The 15,439-nt window shown below is 73.2% G+C and carries 13 protein-coding genes; 4 read left to right on the top strand and 9 right to left on the bottom strand.

The window, feature by feature from the left end:
* Positions 1 to 187: 187 nt before the first annotated feature.
* From ACZ4XD_RS10590 to ACZ4XD_RS10575, 4 genes are all read right to left on the bottom strand, one after another.
* Positions 188 to 1,393 carry a serine hydrolase domain-containing protein gene (locus ACZ4XD_RS10590; protein WP_468040310.1) on the bottom strand — a complete coding sequence of 402 codons (1,206 nt, stop codon included), beginning with the start codon at positions 1,391 to 1,393 and terminating at the stop codon, positions 188 to 190.
* A gap of 124 nt (positions 1,394 to 1,517) precedes the next feature.
* Positions 1,518 to 2,288 carry an energy-coupling factor ABC transporter ATP-binding protein gene (locus tag ACZ4XD_RS10585; protein WP_468040308.1) on the bottom strand — a complete coding sequence of 257 codons (771 nt, stop codon included), beginning with the start codon at positions 2,286 to 2,288 and terminating at the stop codon, positions 1,518 to 1,520.
* Positions 2,276 to 3,037 (bottom strand): cobalt ECF transporter T component CbiQ, encoded by a 762-nt coding sequence (cbiQ, locus tag ACZ4XD_RS10580; protein ID WP_468040306.1) that lies wholly within the window; start codon positions 3,035 to 3,037, stop codon positions 2,276 to 2,278. Before cbiQ ends, ACZ4XD_RS10585 begins: the two co-directional genes overlap by 13 nt.
* Position 3,038: 1 nt before the next feature.
* Positions 3,039 to 4,172, bottom strand: a complete 1,134-nt coding sequence (locus tag ACZ4XD_RS10575; RefSeq protein ID WP_468040304.1) for an energy-coupling factor ABC transporter permease — start codon at positions 4,170 to 4,172, stop codon at positions 3,039 to 3,041.
* 318 nt (positions 4,173 to 4,490) lie between these two features.
* On the opposite strand from ACZ4XD_RS10575, the gene ACZ4XD_RS10570 reads away from it, so the two are divergent.
* Positions 4,491 to 7,823, top strand: coding sequence for a S41 family peptidase (locus ACZ4XD_RS10570; RefSeq protein WP_468040433.1), 3,333 nt, complete (start codon positions 4,491 to 4,493; stop codon positions 7,821 to 7,823).
* 37 nt (positions 7,824 to 7,860) lie between these two features.
* On the opposite strand, the gene ACZ4XD_RS10565 is transcribed toward ACZ4XD_RS10570, so the two are convergent.
* Positions 7,861 to 8,841 (bottom strand): RICIN domain-containing protein, encoded by a 981-nt coding sequence (locus ACZ4XD_RS10565; RefSeq protein ID WP_468040302.1) that lies wholly within the window; start codon positions 8,839 to 8,841, stop codon positions 7,861 to 7,863.
* Positions 8,842 to 9,079: 238 nt separating this feature from the next.
* On the opposite strand from ACZ4XD_RS10565, the gene ACZ4XD_RS10560 reads away from it, so the two are divergent.
* The gene (locus ACZ4XD_RS10560; protein WP_468040300.1) at positions 9,080 to 9,697 is read left to right on the top strand and encodes a hypothetical protein; all 618 of its coding nucleotides are present in this window, start codon (positions 9,080 to 9,082) and stop codon (positions 9,695 to 9,697) included.
* 230 nt (positions 9,698 to 9,927) lie between these two features.
* Positions 9,928 to 10,557 (top strand): hypothetical protein, encoded by a 630-nt coding sequence (locus ACZ4XD_RS10555; protein WP_468040298.1) that lies wholly within the window; start codon positions 9,928 to 9,930, stop codon positions 10,555 to 10,557.
* An 87-nt stretch (positions 10,558 to 10,644) separates the two neighbouring features.
* On the opposite strand, the gene ACZ4XD_RS10550 is transcribed toward ACZ4XD_RS10555, so the two are convergent.
* The 4 genes from ACZ4XD_RS10550 to ACZ4XD_RS10535 form a co-directional block, all read right to left on the bottom strand.
* Positions 10,645 to 10,902, bottom strand: coding sequence for a hypothetical protein (locus tag ACZ4XD_RS10550; RefSeq protein WP_468040296.1), 258 nt, complete (start codon positions 10,900 to 10,902; stop codon positions 10,645 to 10,647).
* A 127-nt stretch (positions 10,903 to 11,029) separates the two neighbouring features.
* Positions 11,030 to 11,911: an SDR family oxidoreductase gene (locus tag ACZ4XD_RS10545; protein ID WP_468040294.1), complete on the bottom strand. Its 882-nt coding sequence runs from the start codon at positions 11,909 to 11,911 to the stop codon at positions 11,030 to 11,032.
* Complete coding sequence (locus ACZ4XD_RS10540) at positions 11,908 to 12,891, bottom strand: alpha/beta fold hydrolase (protein WP_468040292.1); 984 nt, start codon at positions 12,889 to 12,891, stop codon at positions 11,908 to 11,910. The genes ACZ4XD_RS10545 and ACZ4XD_RS10540 overlap by 4 nt, the downstream gene beginning before the upstream one ends.
* Positions 12,888 to 14,411, bottom strand: coding sequence for a flavin-containing monooxygenase (locus tag ACZ4XD_RS10535; RefSeq protein WP_468040290.1), 1,524 nt, complete (start codon positions 14,409 to 14,411; stop codon positions 12,888 to 12,890). The genes ACZ4XD_RS10540 and ACZ4XD_RS10535 overlap by 4 nt, the downstream gene beginning before the upstream one ends.
* Before the next feature lie 218 nt (positions 14,412 to 14,629).
* On the opposite strand from ACZ4XD_RS10535, the gene ACZ4XD_RS10530 reads away from it, so the two are divergent.
* A complete protein-coding gene (locus ACZ4XD_RS10530) occupies positions 14,630 to 15,436 on the top strand; it encodes a MerR family transcriptional regulator (protein ID WP_468040288.1) in 807 nt (268 codons plus the stop codon).
* Positions 15,437 to 15,439 lie beyond the last annotated feature (3 nt).

Genomic DNA, 15,439 nt, shown 5'->3' with positions numbered 1-15,439 from the left:
GCCGCGAAAAGAAATCTGAAGCATTCATGCCGCCCACTGAACCGCCCCCGCATCATGGCCCTTCCATGACCGGATGATGACGACGTAACAGCTCCTGCCCGCACCCAACGACCCACGAAAACCCCCACGTTCACCTCCCCCGCTCCCGCCGAAGGCGGGCACCAACTCACAGAAGAAGAACGGCGGATCACCCGGCCACGCGGGAAACAGCCCGCAAAAGCGCCTGCGCCCGCGGATCCGCCGTAACCCCCCGCTGCATCCCGTTGGTGACGTAGCCGAATGCCAGCCCGCTCTCGGGATCGGCGCAGGCGAGCGCGCCGCCGCGTCCCGGGTGGCCGAACGAGCCGGGCGCGAGGAGCGGCGAGGCCGGCCCGTGGAGCATGAAGCCCAGGCCGAATCGGGTGTGGACCAGGAGGGTGCGGTCGAGGCCCGCGGACTCCTCGGTCCGGGCGAGGGTGAGGGTCGCGGGCGCGAAGAGCCGGGCGCGGCCGTCGACGGGGCCGATGAGCGCGGCGTAACAACGGGCCAGCGAACGGGCGGTGGCGATGCCGCCCGAGGCGGGCAGCTCGGCGGCCCGGTACGCGGGCGCGTTCTCGTCGGGGGCCGGCGAGATCGCGGCGAAGGCGCGGCTGGTGAGCGAGTCCGGATCGGCGTAGGCGTCGGCGACGGATTGCTTCGGGCGGACCCGGAGCCCGGACGCGGCGGACGGGGCCGGGGGCTCGACGGCGGCGAGCCGCCCGACGCGGGACCGCTCCGCCTCGGGCAGGCCGACCCACAGGTCGAGGCCGAGCGGCCCGGCTATCTCGTCGGCGATCCAGCTGCCGATGGTGCGGCCGGTGGCCCGCAGCACCAGCTCGCCGAGCAGCCAGCTGTAGGTCTGCGCGTGGTAGCCGTGGTCCGTGCCGGGCTCCCAGGCAGGCGCCTGGGCGGCGAGCGCGGCGGGGCCGCTGACGCCGTCGATGGCCTGGTCCGGGGTGAGCGGGGTGTCCAGGACGGGCAGTCCGGCGCGGTGCGAGAGCAGATGGCGGACGAGTACGCGTTCCTTGCCGGCGGCCTTGAACTCGGGCCAGTACGTGCCGACCGGCGCATCGAGGTCGAGCTGTCCGCGCTGGTGCAGCAGCAGCGGGACGACGGCGGCGATGCCCTTGGTCGCGGAGCGGATCACCTGGGCGGTGCCGGCCTCCCAGGGCGCGGCCGTGGCATCGTCGGACGCGTCGCCGTCCTTCGTACCGCCCCACAGGTCCACGACCTTGCGCCCGTGCCGGTAGACGGCGACCGCCGCGCCCCGCTCACCGCGCCGCGCGAAGTTGGCCATGAAGGCGTCCCGGACCGGCTCGAAGCCGTCCTCGACCGTGCCCTGGACGTCCACCACTGACTCCCGCTTCCCACTCATCCGTCGCTTTCGTGACCCATCCATGGTGCAACGCGCGGATCAGTGCTCATGACCAGGACCGCGGCCCGTGGCGTTCGTCACATGCGAACGGCGCGGGCCGGGCCGGGGAGGTCTCAGCGGTGGGTCACAGCGGGACGTCGACCGACCGCGGGTCGAAACCGAAGGGCAGCTCCAGCCGGTGGGTGCGCATCAGTTCCGCGTCGCACAGCAGCTCCTGGGTGGTGCCGTCGGCGACGAGCACCCCGCCGGAGAGCACGACGGACCGCGGGCACAGCTCCAGCGCGTACGGCAGATCGTGGGTGACCATCAGGACGGTGACGTCCAACGACCGCAGGATGTCGGCGAGTTCCCGGCGGGAGGCGGGGTCGAGGTTGGAGGACGGCTCGTCGAGGACCAGGATCTCGGGGCGCATGGCCAGGACGGTCGCCACCGCCACCCGGCGGCGCTGGCCGAACGAGAGATGGTGCGGCGGCCGGTCGGCGAACTCCGCCATACCGACCCGGGTGAGCGCCTCGGTGACCCGTGCGTCCAGTTCGGCGCCGCGCAGCCCGGCGGAGGCCGGCCCGAAGGCGACGTCCTCCCGGACGGTGGGCATGAACAGCTGGTCGTCGGGGTCCTGGAAGACGATGCCGACGCGGCGGCGGATCTCGGCGAGATGTTCCCTGGCGACGGGCAGCCCGGCGACCGCGACGCTGCCGGCGCCCGCTTCGAGGATCCCGTTGAGGTGCAGGACGAGGGTGGTCTTGCCGGCGCCGTTGGGCCCGAGCAGGGCGACCCGCTCGCCCCGGCCGACGATCAGGTCGACGCCGAAGAGCGCCTGATGGCCGTCGGGGTAGGCGTAGGCGAGCCCGGAGACGGCGAGGGAGGGGGGCGTGGTGGTGCTCAAAGGGTCCATCCCAGGAGGCAGACGGCGAGCGCGGCGAGCGGGAGGGCGGCCGCGCGGGTCCATTGTGTGCGGGTGGCGGCGCCGGCGTCGACCAGGGGCATGGTGCCGGTGTAGCCGCGGCTGACCATGGCGAGGTGGACCCGCTCCCCGCGCTCGTAGGAGCGGATGAACAGCGCCCCGGCGGATTTGGCGAGCACGCCCCAGTGACGGACGCCGCGCGCCTCGAAGCCGCGGGAGAGCCGGGCGATCCGCATCCGCCGCATCTCGTCGGTGATCACATCGCCGTAGCGGATCATGAAGGAGGCGATCTGGACGAGCAGCGGCGGCATCCGGAGCCGTTGCAGGCCCAGCAGCAGTTCCCGCAGCTCGGTGGTGGACGCGAGCAGCACGGAAGCGGCGACCCCGAGCGTGCCCTTGGCCAGGATGTTCCAGGCGCCCCACAGCCCGGACTCGCTCAGGCTCATGCCGAGGACGGCGACCCGCGGCCCCTCGGCGACGAACGGCATCAGCACGGCGAAGGCGACGAACGGCACCTCGATCAGCAGCCGCTTGAGCAGGAACCCGGCCGGGACCCGGGCGGCCCCGGCGGCGGCCGCGATCAGCAGTGCGTACAGCCCGAACGCCCAGACGGCCTCGCGTGGGGTGGAGACGACGACGAGGACGAAGCCGAAGACCCCCGCGATCTTGCAGTGCGCCGGCAGCGCGTGGACCGGCGAATGCCCGTGCCGGTAGAGCTTGTGCGCGTGCCCCGCGCCCATCTCAGACGCTCTCCGACGGGCGCCCGGCACCCGCGTCGGACCGCTCGGCGGTGGCGGCGCTCCGGCGGCGGCGCAGCACGACGAACACGCCGGTGCCCACGGCCAGCGTCGCGCCGACGCCGATGACTCCGGCGAGGCCGCCGGACAGCCGCGGGTCGGTGATGTCCTTGACGCCGTAGTCGGCGAGCGGGGAGTCCTTGGCGGCGTGGTCCTCGGCCTTGCGGTCGATGCCGTGGTCGTGGGCGACCTTCTCCAGGCCGTCGGGGTCGGCGGAGGCGTAGTAGCTGACGCCGCCCGCGCACACCAGGGCGGCGGCGAGGCCGGCCAGCCAGACGCGGCGGACGGAGCGGCGTGCGGGGGCCGGGGCGGCGGCAGCGGGCACCGGGGCCGGCTCGGCAGCCGGGGTGGCCCCGTCGGCCGGGCCGGCGAGCGGCGAGGTCCGCAGCTCCAGCGGCTTGGTCAGACCGCGCGCGCCGTAGACCAGGTCGGGGCGCACCGCGATCACGGCGCCGACCGTCAGGGCGGTGATCGCCGCCTCGCCGATCCCGATCAGCAGATGCACGCCCACCATGGCGGTGAAGACCTTGCCGATCGGCACGTCCGCGGTGCCGCCGAGCGCGTAGAGGGCGGTGAAGGCGACCGCGGCGGCCGGCACCGAGAGCAGCGCGGCGACGAAGGAGGCGACGGTGACCGAGCGGCGGCGCCGCGGCAGCACCTTCACCAGGCCCCGGAACAGGCCGTAGGCGACCACGGTCGTCACGATCGCCATATCGGTGATGTTGACGCCCAGCGCGGTCAGCCCGCCGTCGGCGAACAGCACGCCCTGCATCAGCAGCACCACCGAGACGCACAGCACGCCGGTGTACGGGCCGACGAGTATCGCCGCGAGCGCCCCGCCCAGCAGATGTCCGCTGGTGCCGGCAGCGACCGGGAAGTTCAGCATCTGTACGGCGAAGATGAACGCCGCGACCAGTCCGGCCAGCGGCGCCGTACGCTCGGCGGCGGCCGCGCCGACCGGCCCCGCACCCGCCAGCTCACGCCGGGCACCGCGCAGGCTGACCGCCACCGCGACGGCGGCGACCACTCCGGTCGCCGCCGATACCGGCGCGTTGAGGAATCCATCGGGTACGTGCATCTCGGGTTCTCCGCTTCAGGCGCTGCAACCCACCAATGGTGGGGGCTCCTGCAAATAAGTTGCAAGAGCGCCCATGATGCGGAACGGCCTCGGCGCCCCTCGAAGGGGGGTCCCAGCTGGGCACCCTCCCCCGGTGGCACATACGTACGAACGGGCGGAAGCCGGGCTGCCCGGCCGCATACGGAGGGCCGGTGTTCACCCGACCGAGTTGCCGCCGCTTGCCCGGCCCGAAACGATGGGTGCGTGAGCGATGCACCCGAGGCCGTCGGGCCGCGCCCGGAGCCGAACCCCGCCAAGCCTCGCGGGCGGCTGCGCCGCATACCGGCCCGGCCGGACCCGCCCGGTGGCTCATATCTGCGCTTTCCGCATCTGCACGGCGAGCTGCTCTGCTTCGCCGCCGAGGACGACCTGTGGATCGCCCCGCTCGCCCCGGACGGCGCGGAACCCGGCCGCGCCTGGCGGCTGACCGTGGACCGTACCCGCGTCGGCCACCCCCGCTTCTCCCCTGACGGGCAGCAGATCGCCTTCACCACCTGGCGCAGCCTCGACCCCGAGGTCCATGTCGCGGCGGTCGAGGGCGGCCCGGCCCGCCGGCTGACGTACTGGGGCAGCACCGATGCCCGGGTCTGCGGCTGGACGCCGCCCGACCACGAGGGACAGCCGCACATCCTCGCGGTCTCCTCGCACGGCCAGCCGTTCTCGTACTACTCGTGGGCCTACAGCCTGCCCACCGACGGCAGCCCCGGCGGTCAGCTGCCCTGGGGGCCGGTCTCCGACATCGCGGTCGCCGACATCGACGGGGAGCACCGCACCCTGCTGCTGAGCGGCAAACCGCCGCACGAGCCCGCCTCCTGGAAGCGCTACCGGGGCGGTGCGATGGGCCGGATGTGGCTGCACGGCACCCGGCTGCTGCCGGATCTGTACGGCCATCTCGACTCGGTGATGTTCGTCGGCGGCCGGGTCGCGTTCCTCTCCGACCACGAGGGCATCGCCAACGTCTACTCCTGCCTGCCCGACGGCACCGATCTGCGCCGCCACACCGACCACGCCGACTTCTACGCCCGGCACGCCTCGACCGACGGCGAGCGGATCGTCTACCAGTGCGCCGGGGACCTCTGGCTGGTCGACGACCTCGGCCCGGACGCGGCAGCGCGCAAGCTGGCGGTGCGCCTGGGCGGGCCGCGGGCCGGCCGGCGCAGCTACCAGGTCCCGGCCGCCGCGCATGTCACCGCGCTCGCGGTGGACGCGACCGGGCGGGCCAGCGCGGTCGGCGTCCGCGGCAGCCTGTACTGGCTCACCCACCGCGACGGCCCGGCCCGGACCATCCATGACGTCCCGGGCGTACGGGTCCGGCTCCCCGAAATGCTGGGCGACAGCGGGCGGATCGCCTATGTCACCGACGCCGAGGGCGAGGACGCGATCGAGATCACCAACCTGCCGCGGGCCAGCGCGCCGGGCGAGCCGCGCCGGCTGGCCGCCGGTGCGCTGGGCCGGGTCCACGAGATGACCGCCGCCCCGGACGGGGAACGGCTGGCGGTGGCCGCGAACGACGGCCGGCTGCTGCTGGTGGACGTGGCCAGGCCCGAGGAAGGGGCGGGCGAGGAGGACGCCTCCGGCGGGGTCACCGAGCTGATCCGCTCCGTCAACGGCCCGGTCCGCGATCTGGCGTTCTCCCCCGACTCCCGCTGGCTGACCTGGTCGCACCCCGGCATCGGCCGCTCGCTGCGGCAGATCAAGATGGCCCGGCTGGCAGACCGGCACATCGTGGATGTCACCAACGGCCGGTTCGAGGACGAGCAGCCGGTGTTCACCCGCGACGGCCGCTATCTGGCGTTCCTGTCCTGGCGCGGCTTCGACCCGGTCTACGACGTGCACACCGGCGATCTGTCGTTCCCGCTGGGCTGCCGCCCCCATCTCGTCCCGCTGTCGTCGGCGACCCCGTCCCCCTTCGCGCTGTCCCCGGAGGGCCGGCCGGCCGCGGGCGGCCTGGACCCGGACGAGATCCCCCCGGCCGGTGAGGGGCCGCTGCTGGTCGAGGTGGAGGGGCTGGAGAACCGGGTCACGCCGTTCCCGGTGGCGGCGTCCAAGTACTCCTCCCTGGAGCCGGTCAGCGGCGGCGGGCTGGTCTGGCTGCGCTGGCCGATCTCCGGTGCGCTGGGCGAGACCTTCGCCAACCCGGCCGAGACCTCGGGCCGTCCCACCCTCGAACACTTCGATCTGACCAAGGCGCGGCGCACCGAACTCACCAGCTCCCTGGACGGGTTCGCGCTCAGCGGCGACGGCTCCCGGCTGGTCGTCAACGACGAGGGGGAGCTGCGCGCGGTACCGGCGACCGAACCGCCGGACAGCGACACCACGGTCTTCCTGGACCTGCGGCGCATCCTGCACGACGTCGATCCGGTGGCGGAGTGGCACCAGGCGTTCGAGGAGGCGGGCCGGATCACCCGGGCGTACTTCTGGGAGCCGAGGATGTGCGGCATCGACTGGGACGCGGTGCTGGCGCAGTACCGGCCGCTGCTCGACCGGGTCGCCTCCCCCGACGAGTTCGCCGATCTGCTGCGCGAGGTGATGGGCGAACTGGGGACCTCGCACGCCTATGTCACCGGCGCCCGGCGCAACGAGGGGCCGCCGCACTACCAGCGCGCCATGGGCCTGCTCGGCGCCAACCTGGTGTGCCGGGACGGCCGTTGGGTGGTCACCCGGATCCTGCCCGGTGAGTCCTCCGACTCCAAGGCCCGCTCCCCGCTGGCCGGTACGGGCATCCGTGAGGGCACCGCGCTCACCCATGTCGACGGCCGTCCGGTGGACCCGGTGACCGGCCCCTATCCGCTGCTGGCCGCGGCCGGCGGCACCACCGTCGAGCTCACCTTCTCCCCGCCGGACGGCGACGGCCCGGCCCGCCGGGTCGCGGTGGTCCCGCTGATCGACGAACGGCCGCTGCGCTACCAGGACTGGGTGGCCAAACGCCGGGCGGTGGTGCGGGAGTTGAGCAGCGGCCGGTGCGGCTATCTGCACATCCCCGACATGGGCGGCTCCGGCTGGGCGCAGTTCAACCGCGATCTGCGGATGGAGGTCTCCCGGCCCGCACTGATCGTGGACGTCCGGGGCAACGCGGGCGGCAACATCTCCGAGCTGGTGATCGAGAAGCTGACCCGCACCATCATGGGCTGGGACCTGACCCGGGACGCCGAGCCCGTCTCGTACACCAGCAACGCGCCGCGCGGCCCGGTCGTCGCGGTCGCCGACGAAATGACCTCCTCCGACGGCGACATGATCACCGCGGCCTTCAAGCTCCAGGGCCTCGGCCCGGTGGTCGGCATGCGCACCTGGGGCGGGGTGGTCGGGATGACCGGCCGGCACCGGCTCGCCGACGGCACCGCGATCACCGTCCCGATGAACGCCGCGTGGTTCCGGCTCTACGGCTGGGGCGTGGAGAACCACGGCGTCGAGGTCGACATCGAGGCGCTGCGCTCCCCGCTGCACTGGGCCGAGGGCCGGCATCCCCAGCTGGGCGTCGCGATCCGTACGGCGCTGGAGCTGCTGGAGCGGCATCCGGCGGCGATGCCTCCGGATCTGTCGGACGTGCCGGACCTGCGGCGGCCGCCGTTGCCGCCGCGGAGCGGAGGCGCGGCCGAGGCGGCGGGCGCCTGACACCGGCAGTCCCCGGGCCGCCTCACCGCGGGCCGCCTCACCGCGGGCCGATCAGGAATTTCTGGTCGTCCTCACCCGTGCAGGGCCGGGCGAGCGCGGTGGCGCCGGGCCCTCCGCCGCCGACGGTGACGCACCGGTCGGCGTCGTCACCGCTCAGCCGCAGCCGGTACGCCGCCCCGCCGGCCGCCGCCCGCCCGCCGGCCGGCTCGACCCGGAACAGCTGCGCGGGCCCGCCCGCCGTGCAGTCGTCCCACGGCTCCAGCAGCCCCGCCAGTGCGGGCTCGCTCAGCAGGACCAGACAGCCCTTGCCCTGGTCGGGGTGGGTCCACTGGATGCGGTGGCGTCCGGCGCCGGCCGCGGTGAGATGCGTCTGCGGCGGCACGGCCTGCGCACAGGGCCGCTGCACGGCGACCGTGCGGTACTGACGCGCCCGCAGTACCCGGCCGTCCGTCAGACACAGGTCCGGAGCCCGCAGCGGACGGATCCGTACCTCGCCCGTGGGCAGCGGCGACTGCGCCGCTGCCTCGGGCGGGGCGGTGCCGTCCCCGGTCAGCAGCGGTATGCCGGCGGCGAGCAGCAGCGTCACCAGGGCGGCGGCGCCGCTCAGCAGCACCCGGCGTCGGCGGTACGGACGGGGCGGGGTGCCCGGCAGGGTGGCGCCGCCGGGTGGTTCGTCCGCCTCCGCTGCCTCCCCGGCATCCGGCGGCTCCTGGGCCCCGGCCGCCGCCCGCTCCTCGATGCCCTGCCGCGCCGCGAGCCAGGTATCGACCTCGCCCTCCGCGCAGCCGCAGGCCCGGAGGAACACCGCGAGGAGTTCGGCCCGCGGCAGGGTGCGCCGGCCCAGCACATCGGCCAGGGTGCTGCGGGCCAGCACCTCGCCCCGTTCCGCCGCCCGCTGTTCGAGCTGACGGTAGGTCAATCCTGACTGTTCCTTGAGCTGTTGCATCAGTCCGACGAGTGCGACCGCGTCCCCGGCCGCCGCCGGATCCAGGCCGTCTAAGCCCCCCGTGCTCTTCATGCGGGCCATTGAACCGCCGCCGGGCCACGGCCACAACACCGTCCCCGTCGCTCCGCACGGCGTCCGACGCGCCTCCGGACAAGCCGCCGGCCCCCGTCCGAACTGCCCGGACAGCCCCGGGGTGTCCGGGTCCCCGGATTCCCCTTGCCGGACAGCCGCGGGCCCAGCAACGTCGTGTCCTGCCCGGCCGGCATCGCCCCACACACCAACTGCTCACCACACAACGGGAGATACTCCGATGGGAATCCGTCACCGGTTCATTCCGCTCGCCGCCGCACTGGCGCTCACCGGCGGCCTCGCCGCCGCCGAGGCGGCCCCCGCGCTCGCCGCCCACCCGGCGTCCGGGCAGTCCGCCGCGGGCGGGACGTACCTCTACTTCAACAAGAACCAGAGCAACCCGGCCAACTCGCGGCTCTACCTGATGAAGAGCATTCCGAACGCCAAGGACAAGGTGCTGGCCAAGTACCGCGCGGGCTCCGGCAACGGCGGGCGCAACGCCAAGAACGAGTGCGCGAGCCTGCAGGGCTGGCTGCCCAACGGCAGCTACCGGGTGCTGGCACACACCAAGCGCCACGACGGCGGGGCCGGGGGCATCAACGGCTATGCGATCCACGTCCAGGACAAGGTGTGCAAGAACGGCCGGACCAAGCGGACCGAACTGTTCGTGCACAGCGAGATGAACGTCAACGGCACCCAGGGCGCCCGGCAGCCCGGCCGGGACAACCCCTACCGCTGGGACGGCGTCCGGGACTACTACTCGCTGGGCTGCATCAAGCTCACCCCGGCCCACATCAAGAACCTCTTCACCAAGGCCGCGCACTACGGCTGGCCGACGAAGCTCAAGGTCGTCAGCTGACCGGTGCCGGCGGCCGGCCGGCGCCGCCCGCCGCCCTCTGACCGACGCAGCATGACCGACGCCGCATGACCGGACCGGGGCCCAACTGACCTGCACGGACAGCCGGGTTCCGGTCCGAGACGGCTGATCATCTTCCGGTTACGTGCTCATTACATGGGGGTCGTAGCGTTCCCGGGCCGGGGCATCCGCACGAGCCCCGGCCACACCCCCACCGCAACGGAGATACACCCATGGGAATCCGTCACCGGATCGCGCCGTTGGCCGCCGTGCTGGCTCTGGCCGGCGGCCTGGCCGCCACCGCAGCCGCTCCCGCGCTGGCCGCCCAGCCGGCGTCCGGGCAGACCACCGCAGCGGCCGCGGCCGACGGTACCTACCTCTCCTTCGACAAGAACCGGAGCGACCCGGGCAACTCGCGGCTCTCCCTGATGAAGAGCGTTCCGGACGCCAAGGACGAGGTGCTCGCCACGTACCGCGCGGGCTCCGGCGACGGCGGCCGCAACGGCACGGACGAGTGCGCCGGTTCGCAGGGCTGGCTCCCGAACGGCACCTACCGGGTGCTGGCCCACGACGCTCACTACAACGGCGGGGACCACGGGGTCAACGGCAAGGTGATCCACGTCGAGGACAAGGTGTGCGAGAACGGCCGGACCAAGCGCGCCGAGCTGTTCGTGCACAGCGAGATGTGGCCGGAGGGCAGCCAGGCGTCCCGTCAGCCCGGCAAGGACAACCCCTACCGCTGGGACGGCTCCGATGACTACCGCTCGCTGGGCTGCATCAAGCTGAAGCCGGCGGACATCAACCACCTCTTCACCAAGGCCGGGCAGGCCGGCTGGCCGACGAAGCTCAAGGTCGTCAGCTGACATGCGGTGGGGCGCACCCGGTCGACCGGGTGCGCCCCTCACGCATGGCGCGTACGTCGCCGCGCGTGGTGTTCAGGACGTGCCACGTCAGCTCTGGAAGCGGCCCTCGGCGGCGTCCATCGCGTCCTGGGCCGGACGACGGCCCTGCTGGCGGTCACGGGGCTGCTGGCCACGGTCCTGGCCACCCTGACGCCGGTCGCTCTCGCGCTCCGGGCGCTGACCGCCACGCTCCTGGTCCTGACGCTGACCACGCTCGTGACCCTGCTCGCGAGAGTCGCCCATGGCCTTGTGCGCCTGGTCCTTCAGCTCATTGGCCTTGTCCTGGAACTGGTCCTTGATGCCCATGCTGTTCACTCCTAGTGGGGTGTAAGGGGGGTTTTGGCCCCGATTCAGCGTGACACGCCCGGACATTCGTCGCATTTCGATCATAGTTGACTACGCTCCGTGAGGACCGCCGCTCATCGGCGGCCGCTCACCGGTCCGCCCGCGCCTTCTCGTCGGCCACGCCGCCGGCCCCCAGCAGACCGACCCGCAACCCCTCCAGCCGGTCCCCGAAGCGCCGCATCTCCCGCTGGCCCACCGTCCCGATGAGCGCGGGCAGATATCCCCGGACCGACTGCATCCCGCGCAGCCACCACTGCCCGTAGACATGCGCCGAGCGGCGCTCGATGCCCGCGACGATCCGGTCGACGGCGGGGCCCAGCGGATAGGTCTTGTTCGACGGCCAGGGCAGCCGGGAGCGCAGCTCGCGCATGAGGTCGTCCTGGTCGGCGCCCCGCACCATGTCGGTGTCCGTCCAGCTCAGATAGCCGACGCCGACCCGTACGCCGCGGTGGCCGACCTCGGCGCGCAGGCTGTGCGCGAAGGCCTCGACACCCGACTTGGACGCGCAGTACGCGGTCATCATGGGCGCCGGGGTGATCGCGGCCAGCGAGGCGATCTGGAGGAAGTAGCCGCGGGACGCCGTCAGGAGGGGCAGGAAGGCCCGTCCGGTGACCGCGCCCCCGATGAGGTTGACCTCGATGACCCGCTTCCAGGCGACCGGGTCGGAGCCGTCGAACGGGCCGCCGGTCGCCACCCCGGCGTTGGCGACGACCACATCGACCTTTCCGAAGCGGTCCTTGACCTCGCCGGCCACCCGGGCCATCGCCTCGTGGTCGGTGACATCGGCGTGCCAGTGGTGCGCCGGGCCGTGCAGCCCGGCCGCCACCCCGCGCAGCTCGTCCGGCTCCAGACCGACCAGCGCCAGCGTCGCCCCGCGCGCCGACAGCTTGCGGGCCAGCAGCGCACCGACCCCGCGCGCCGCACCGGTCACCACCACGACCTGCCCGGCCAGACTCCTGCTCGCGCTCATACCGTCTTCTCCTTCTTCTGCCGGGTGCCGTCGGGGACTTCGGTGGTCGCGGCCGCCGCCGTGCCGGCGCTGCGCAGATGGTCCTGTACGAGTGCGCGCAGCCGCCCGGCGACCGCTCCGGGGTCCTCGACCGGCGTCATGTGCCCCAGGCCCGGCAGCTCGGTCAGCCCGCGGAAGTCGGGCAGGACGGAGGCCAGCCGGCGGGCCTGCACCGGCGGGGTGAGCCGGTCGGCGGTGCCCGTGAGGACCGCGGTCGGCAGCTCCAGCCGGGCGGCGCCACCGGTCAGTTCGAGGCCGTCGAGCACCGTGCCCCAGCGGGCCCGTACCGCGGTCGGGCAGCCGTGCACGATGCGGGCACAGGCCTCGATCTGCTCGGCGGTGGCGCCCGGCCCCATCGTGGCGTACCGCAGTGCCCGCCGGGTGAGCGGTGACACGGGGCCGAGCGGGGCCCGCGAGCGCAGCATCAGCCGGTGCGCGCGCCGGCGGCCCTGCGGGCTGCGCAGCGGGAACACCCGTGATTCGGCGGGCAGATCGGCGCTGCCGGTGCTGCACAGCAGCGCGGCCGCGGCCCGCTCGCGCAGCTGGGGCCGCTCGGCGGCGGCCATGATCGTCATACCGCCCATGGAGTGGCCGCCCAGCACGGCGCGTTCGCCCGTCTCCAGGGTCGCCTCCAGTACGGCGACCAGGTCGTCGGCGAGGGCATGGGTGCTGTGGCCCGCCGGGCCGGCGGCGGGGCTGCGGCCGTGGCCGCGCTGGTCGTAGACGACGACCTTGTGGTCGGTGGCCAGCTCACGGACGACCGCGGCCCAGAAGGCGGTCGAGCAGGTCCAGCCGTGCGCGAGGACGACGGCGGGGGCGGACTCGGGGCCGTGGATCTCGGCGTACAGCCGGGCGCCGTCGGCCGAGGTGACGGTCCGGGTCGTGCGCGGCACCGGCGGGGCGTACGGGCCGCTGGTGACATGGGCGGGCCGGCGGCTCATGCGGCCACCTCCGCACGCTCGCCGGTGCTCCTGCCCGCGGCTTTCGGGGGCCGCAGCACCTCGTACTCCGCGAGGTCGACCTGCCGGGTGACCTTCTTGAACTCCCCGGTGGTGCCCGGCCAGACGGTGGTGTTGCGGCCGTTGGCGTCCAGATACCAGCTGTCGCAGCCGCCGGTGTTCCACACCGTGCGGGTCATCCGCTGCTGGACCTTGCGGTTCCAGTCCCGGACGGCGGACGGCCGGGCGTCGAGCGCGATCTTCCCGCCGAGGACGTCCAGCTGGCGCATGAAGTCGGCCAGGTAGTTCAGCTGCGCCTCGATCATCAGGATCATCGAGCTGTTCCCGAGGCCGGTGTTGGGCCCGATGAGGGTGAGGAAGTTGGGGAAGCCGGCCGCGCTGGCACCGCGCAGCGCCTCCATGCCGTCCTTCCACTCCTCGGCCAGCGTCGTCCCGTGGGCACCCGTGACCCGCTGCGCGATCGGCATATCGGTCACATGGAAGCCGGTGCCGAAGACGATCGCATCGGCCTCCACCTCGCTCCCGTCGGATCCGACGAGGGTGCTGCCCCGGACCTCCGTGAGCCCCGCGGCGACCAGGTCCACATTCGGCTGCGCCAGGGCCGGGTAGTAGGTGTTGGAGAGCAGGATGCGCTTGCAGCCGATCCGGTAGTCGGGGGTCAGCGCGGCCCGCAGCGCCGGGTCCTTGACGGCCTTCTTCATATGGTTCCGGGCCAGGAACTCGATCAGACCCAGCTCATTGGGGCGCTTGGTGAAGGCGCTGACCTGCATTTCCCGCAGGCCCCACAGCAGCCCGCGGCGCGCGGCCCGGGTGGCCGGGACCTTGGTGTGCAGCCATTTCTCGGCCGCGCTGATCCTGCGGTCGGCGCGCGGCAGCACCCAGGGCGGGGTGCGCTGGAAGAGCGTGAGGCGCTCCACCTCCGGCTGGACGGCGGGCACGATCTGGATCGCCGAGGCGCCCGTACCGATCATGGCGACGCGCTTGCCGCGCAGGTCGTAGTCGTGGTCCCAACGGGCGGAGTGCGAGACCTTGCCGGGGAAGGTGTCCAGCCCCGGGATATCGGGCACCTTGGGGTCCGACAGCGGTCCGGTCGCCGACACCACCACATCGGCGGTCAGCGGCCCGCTCGCCGTCTCCAGCTCCCAGTGCAGCGCGTCCCCGTTCCACCGCAGGGCGCGCACCTCCGAGTTAAAGCGAAGGTGCGGGCGCAGCCCGAAGGTGTCGGTGACCCGCTCCAGGTACGCGCGGATATGCGGCTGCCCGGAGAAGTTGCGCGGCCACTCCGGGTTGGGCGCGAAGGAGAAGGAGTACAGGTGCGAGGGCACATCGCACGCACACCCCGGATAGCTGTTGTCCCGCCAGGTGCCGCCCACCGCGTCGGCCCGCTCCAGGACCACGAAGTCGGTGATCCCCTGGCGCCGCAGCCGGACCGCCGCCCCCAGACCACCGAAGCCCGATCCGATCACCGCAACCCGCACATGCCTGCGCTCGCGCTCGGCCATCCCGCTGCCTCCCGAGTTCGACGTTCTTCCCTGCATCTTCGGTGCCATGACCTTCGGCGTCACAGCCGCCCGCCCAACTGCGCCAGCAATCACTGGCGCAATGGGAGCGTAGGGCAGCCATGTACCGAGCGGTAGGGGGCGGGCGGCAGGAAGTTACCGCCGGTCGTACGCCGGTCGTACGCCGGACCCGCGTCACACCCCCGGCATAGGCTGAGTCCGTGGCAGCGAACGAGAACCCCCAGGACGAGCGGACCCAGCCCGCAGGCCACCCCGCCGCGCGCGAACTGCGCATGGCCGACCTGGCCGAGGAAGCCGGCATCACGGTCCGTACGCTGCGCTTCTACCGCGAGCGCAAGCTCATCCCGCCGCCGCGCCGCGAGGGCCGGATCGCCTGGTACAACGAGCACCATCTCGCCCGGCTGCGCACCATCGGCGCCCTCCTGGAGCGCGGCCACACCCTCGGCGGCATCGCCGAGCTCCTCTCGGCCTTCGACAACGGCCGCGATGTGGGCGAACTCCTCGGCCTGGAGAACCCCCTGGTCCCGCCCTGGTCCGAGGAGACCCCGGTCCGCCTCACCCCCGAGGAACTCGCCGACCACTTCAGCGAGGACATCACCGCCGAGAACCTCAGCACGTCCCTGGACCTCGGCTATCTCGGCGTCGACGGCGACGAGTTCGTCCACATCAGCCGCCGCCTCCTGGACGCCTCCACCGAACTCGTCCACCAGGGCATCCCGCTGGCCGCCGTCCTGGAAGCCGGCCGCCAGGTGCGCGCCCACGCCGACGCCCTCGCCGATGTCTTCACCGACCTCATCCGCACCCACCTCCTCTCCGACGTCCTGCGCCGCATCGCGGCGTGCGAGGACGTCGGCCCCGAGGAGGTCGACCACATCGGCGAGACCATCGAAAAGCTCCGCCCCCTGTCCAAGGGCGTGGTCGAGGCCGAGCTCTCCATGGCCATGGACCGCCGGGTCCGGGCCGAGCTGGCGCAGTGGCGGCGCGAGGAGGGGCGGGAGGAGCAGTGAGCG

It is taken from the genome of Streptomyces sp. NPDC029466, from assembly GCF_055574515.1.
The sequence above is the reverse complement of the archived record's forward strand: the minus strand, read 5'-3'. Positions and strand labels throughout refer to the sequence as shown.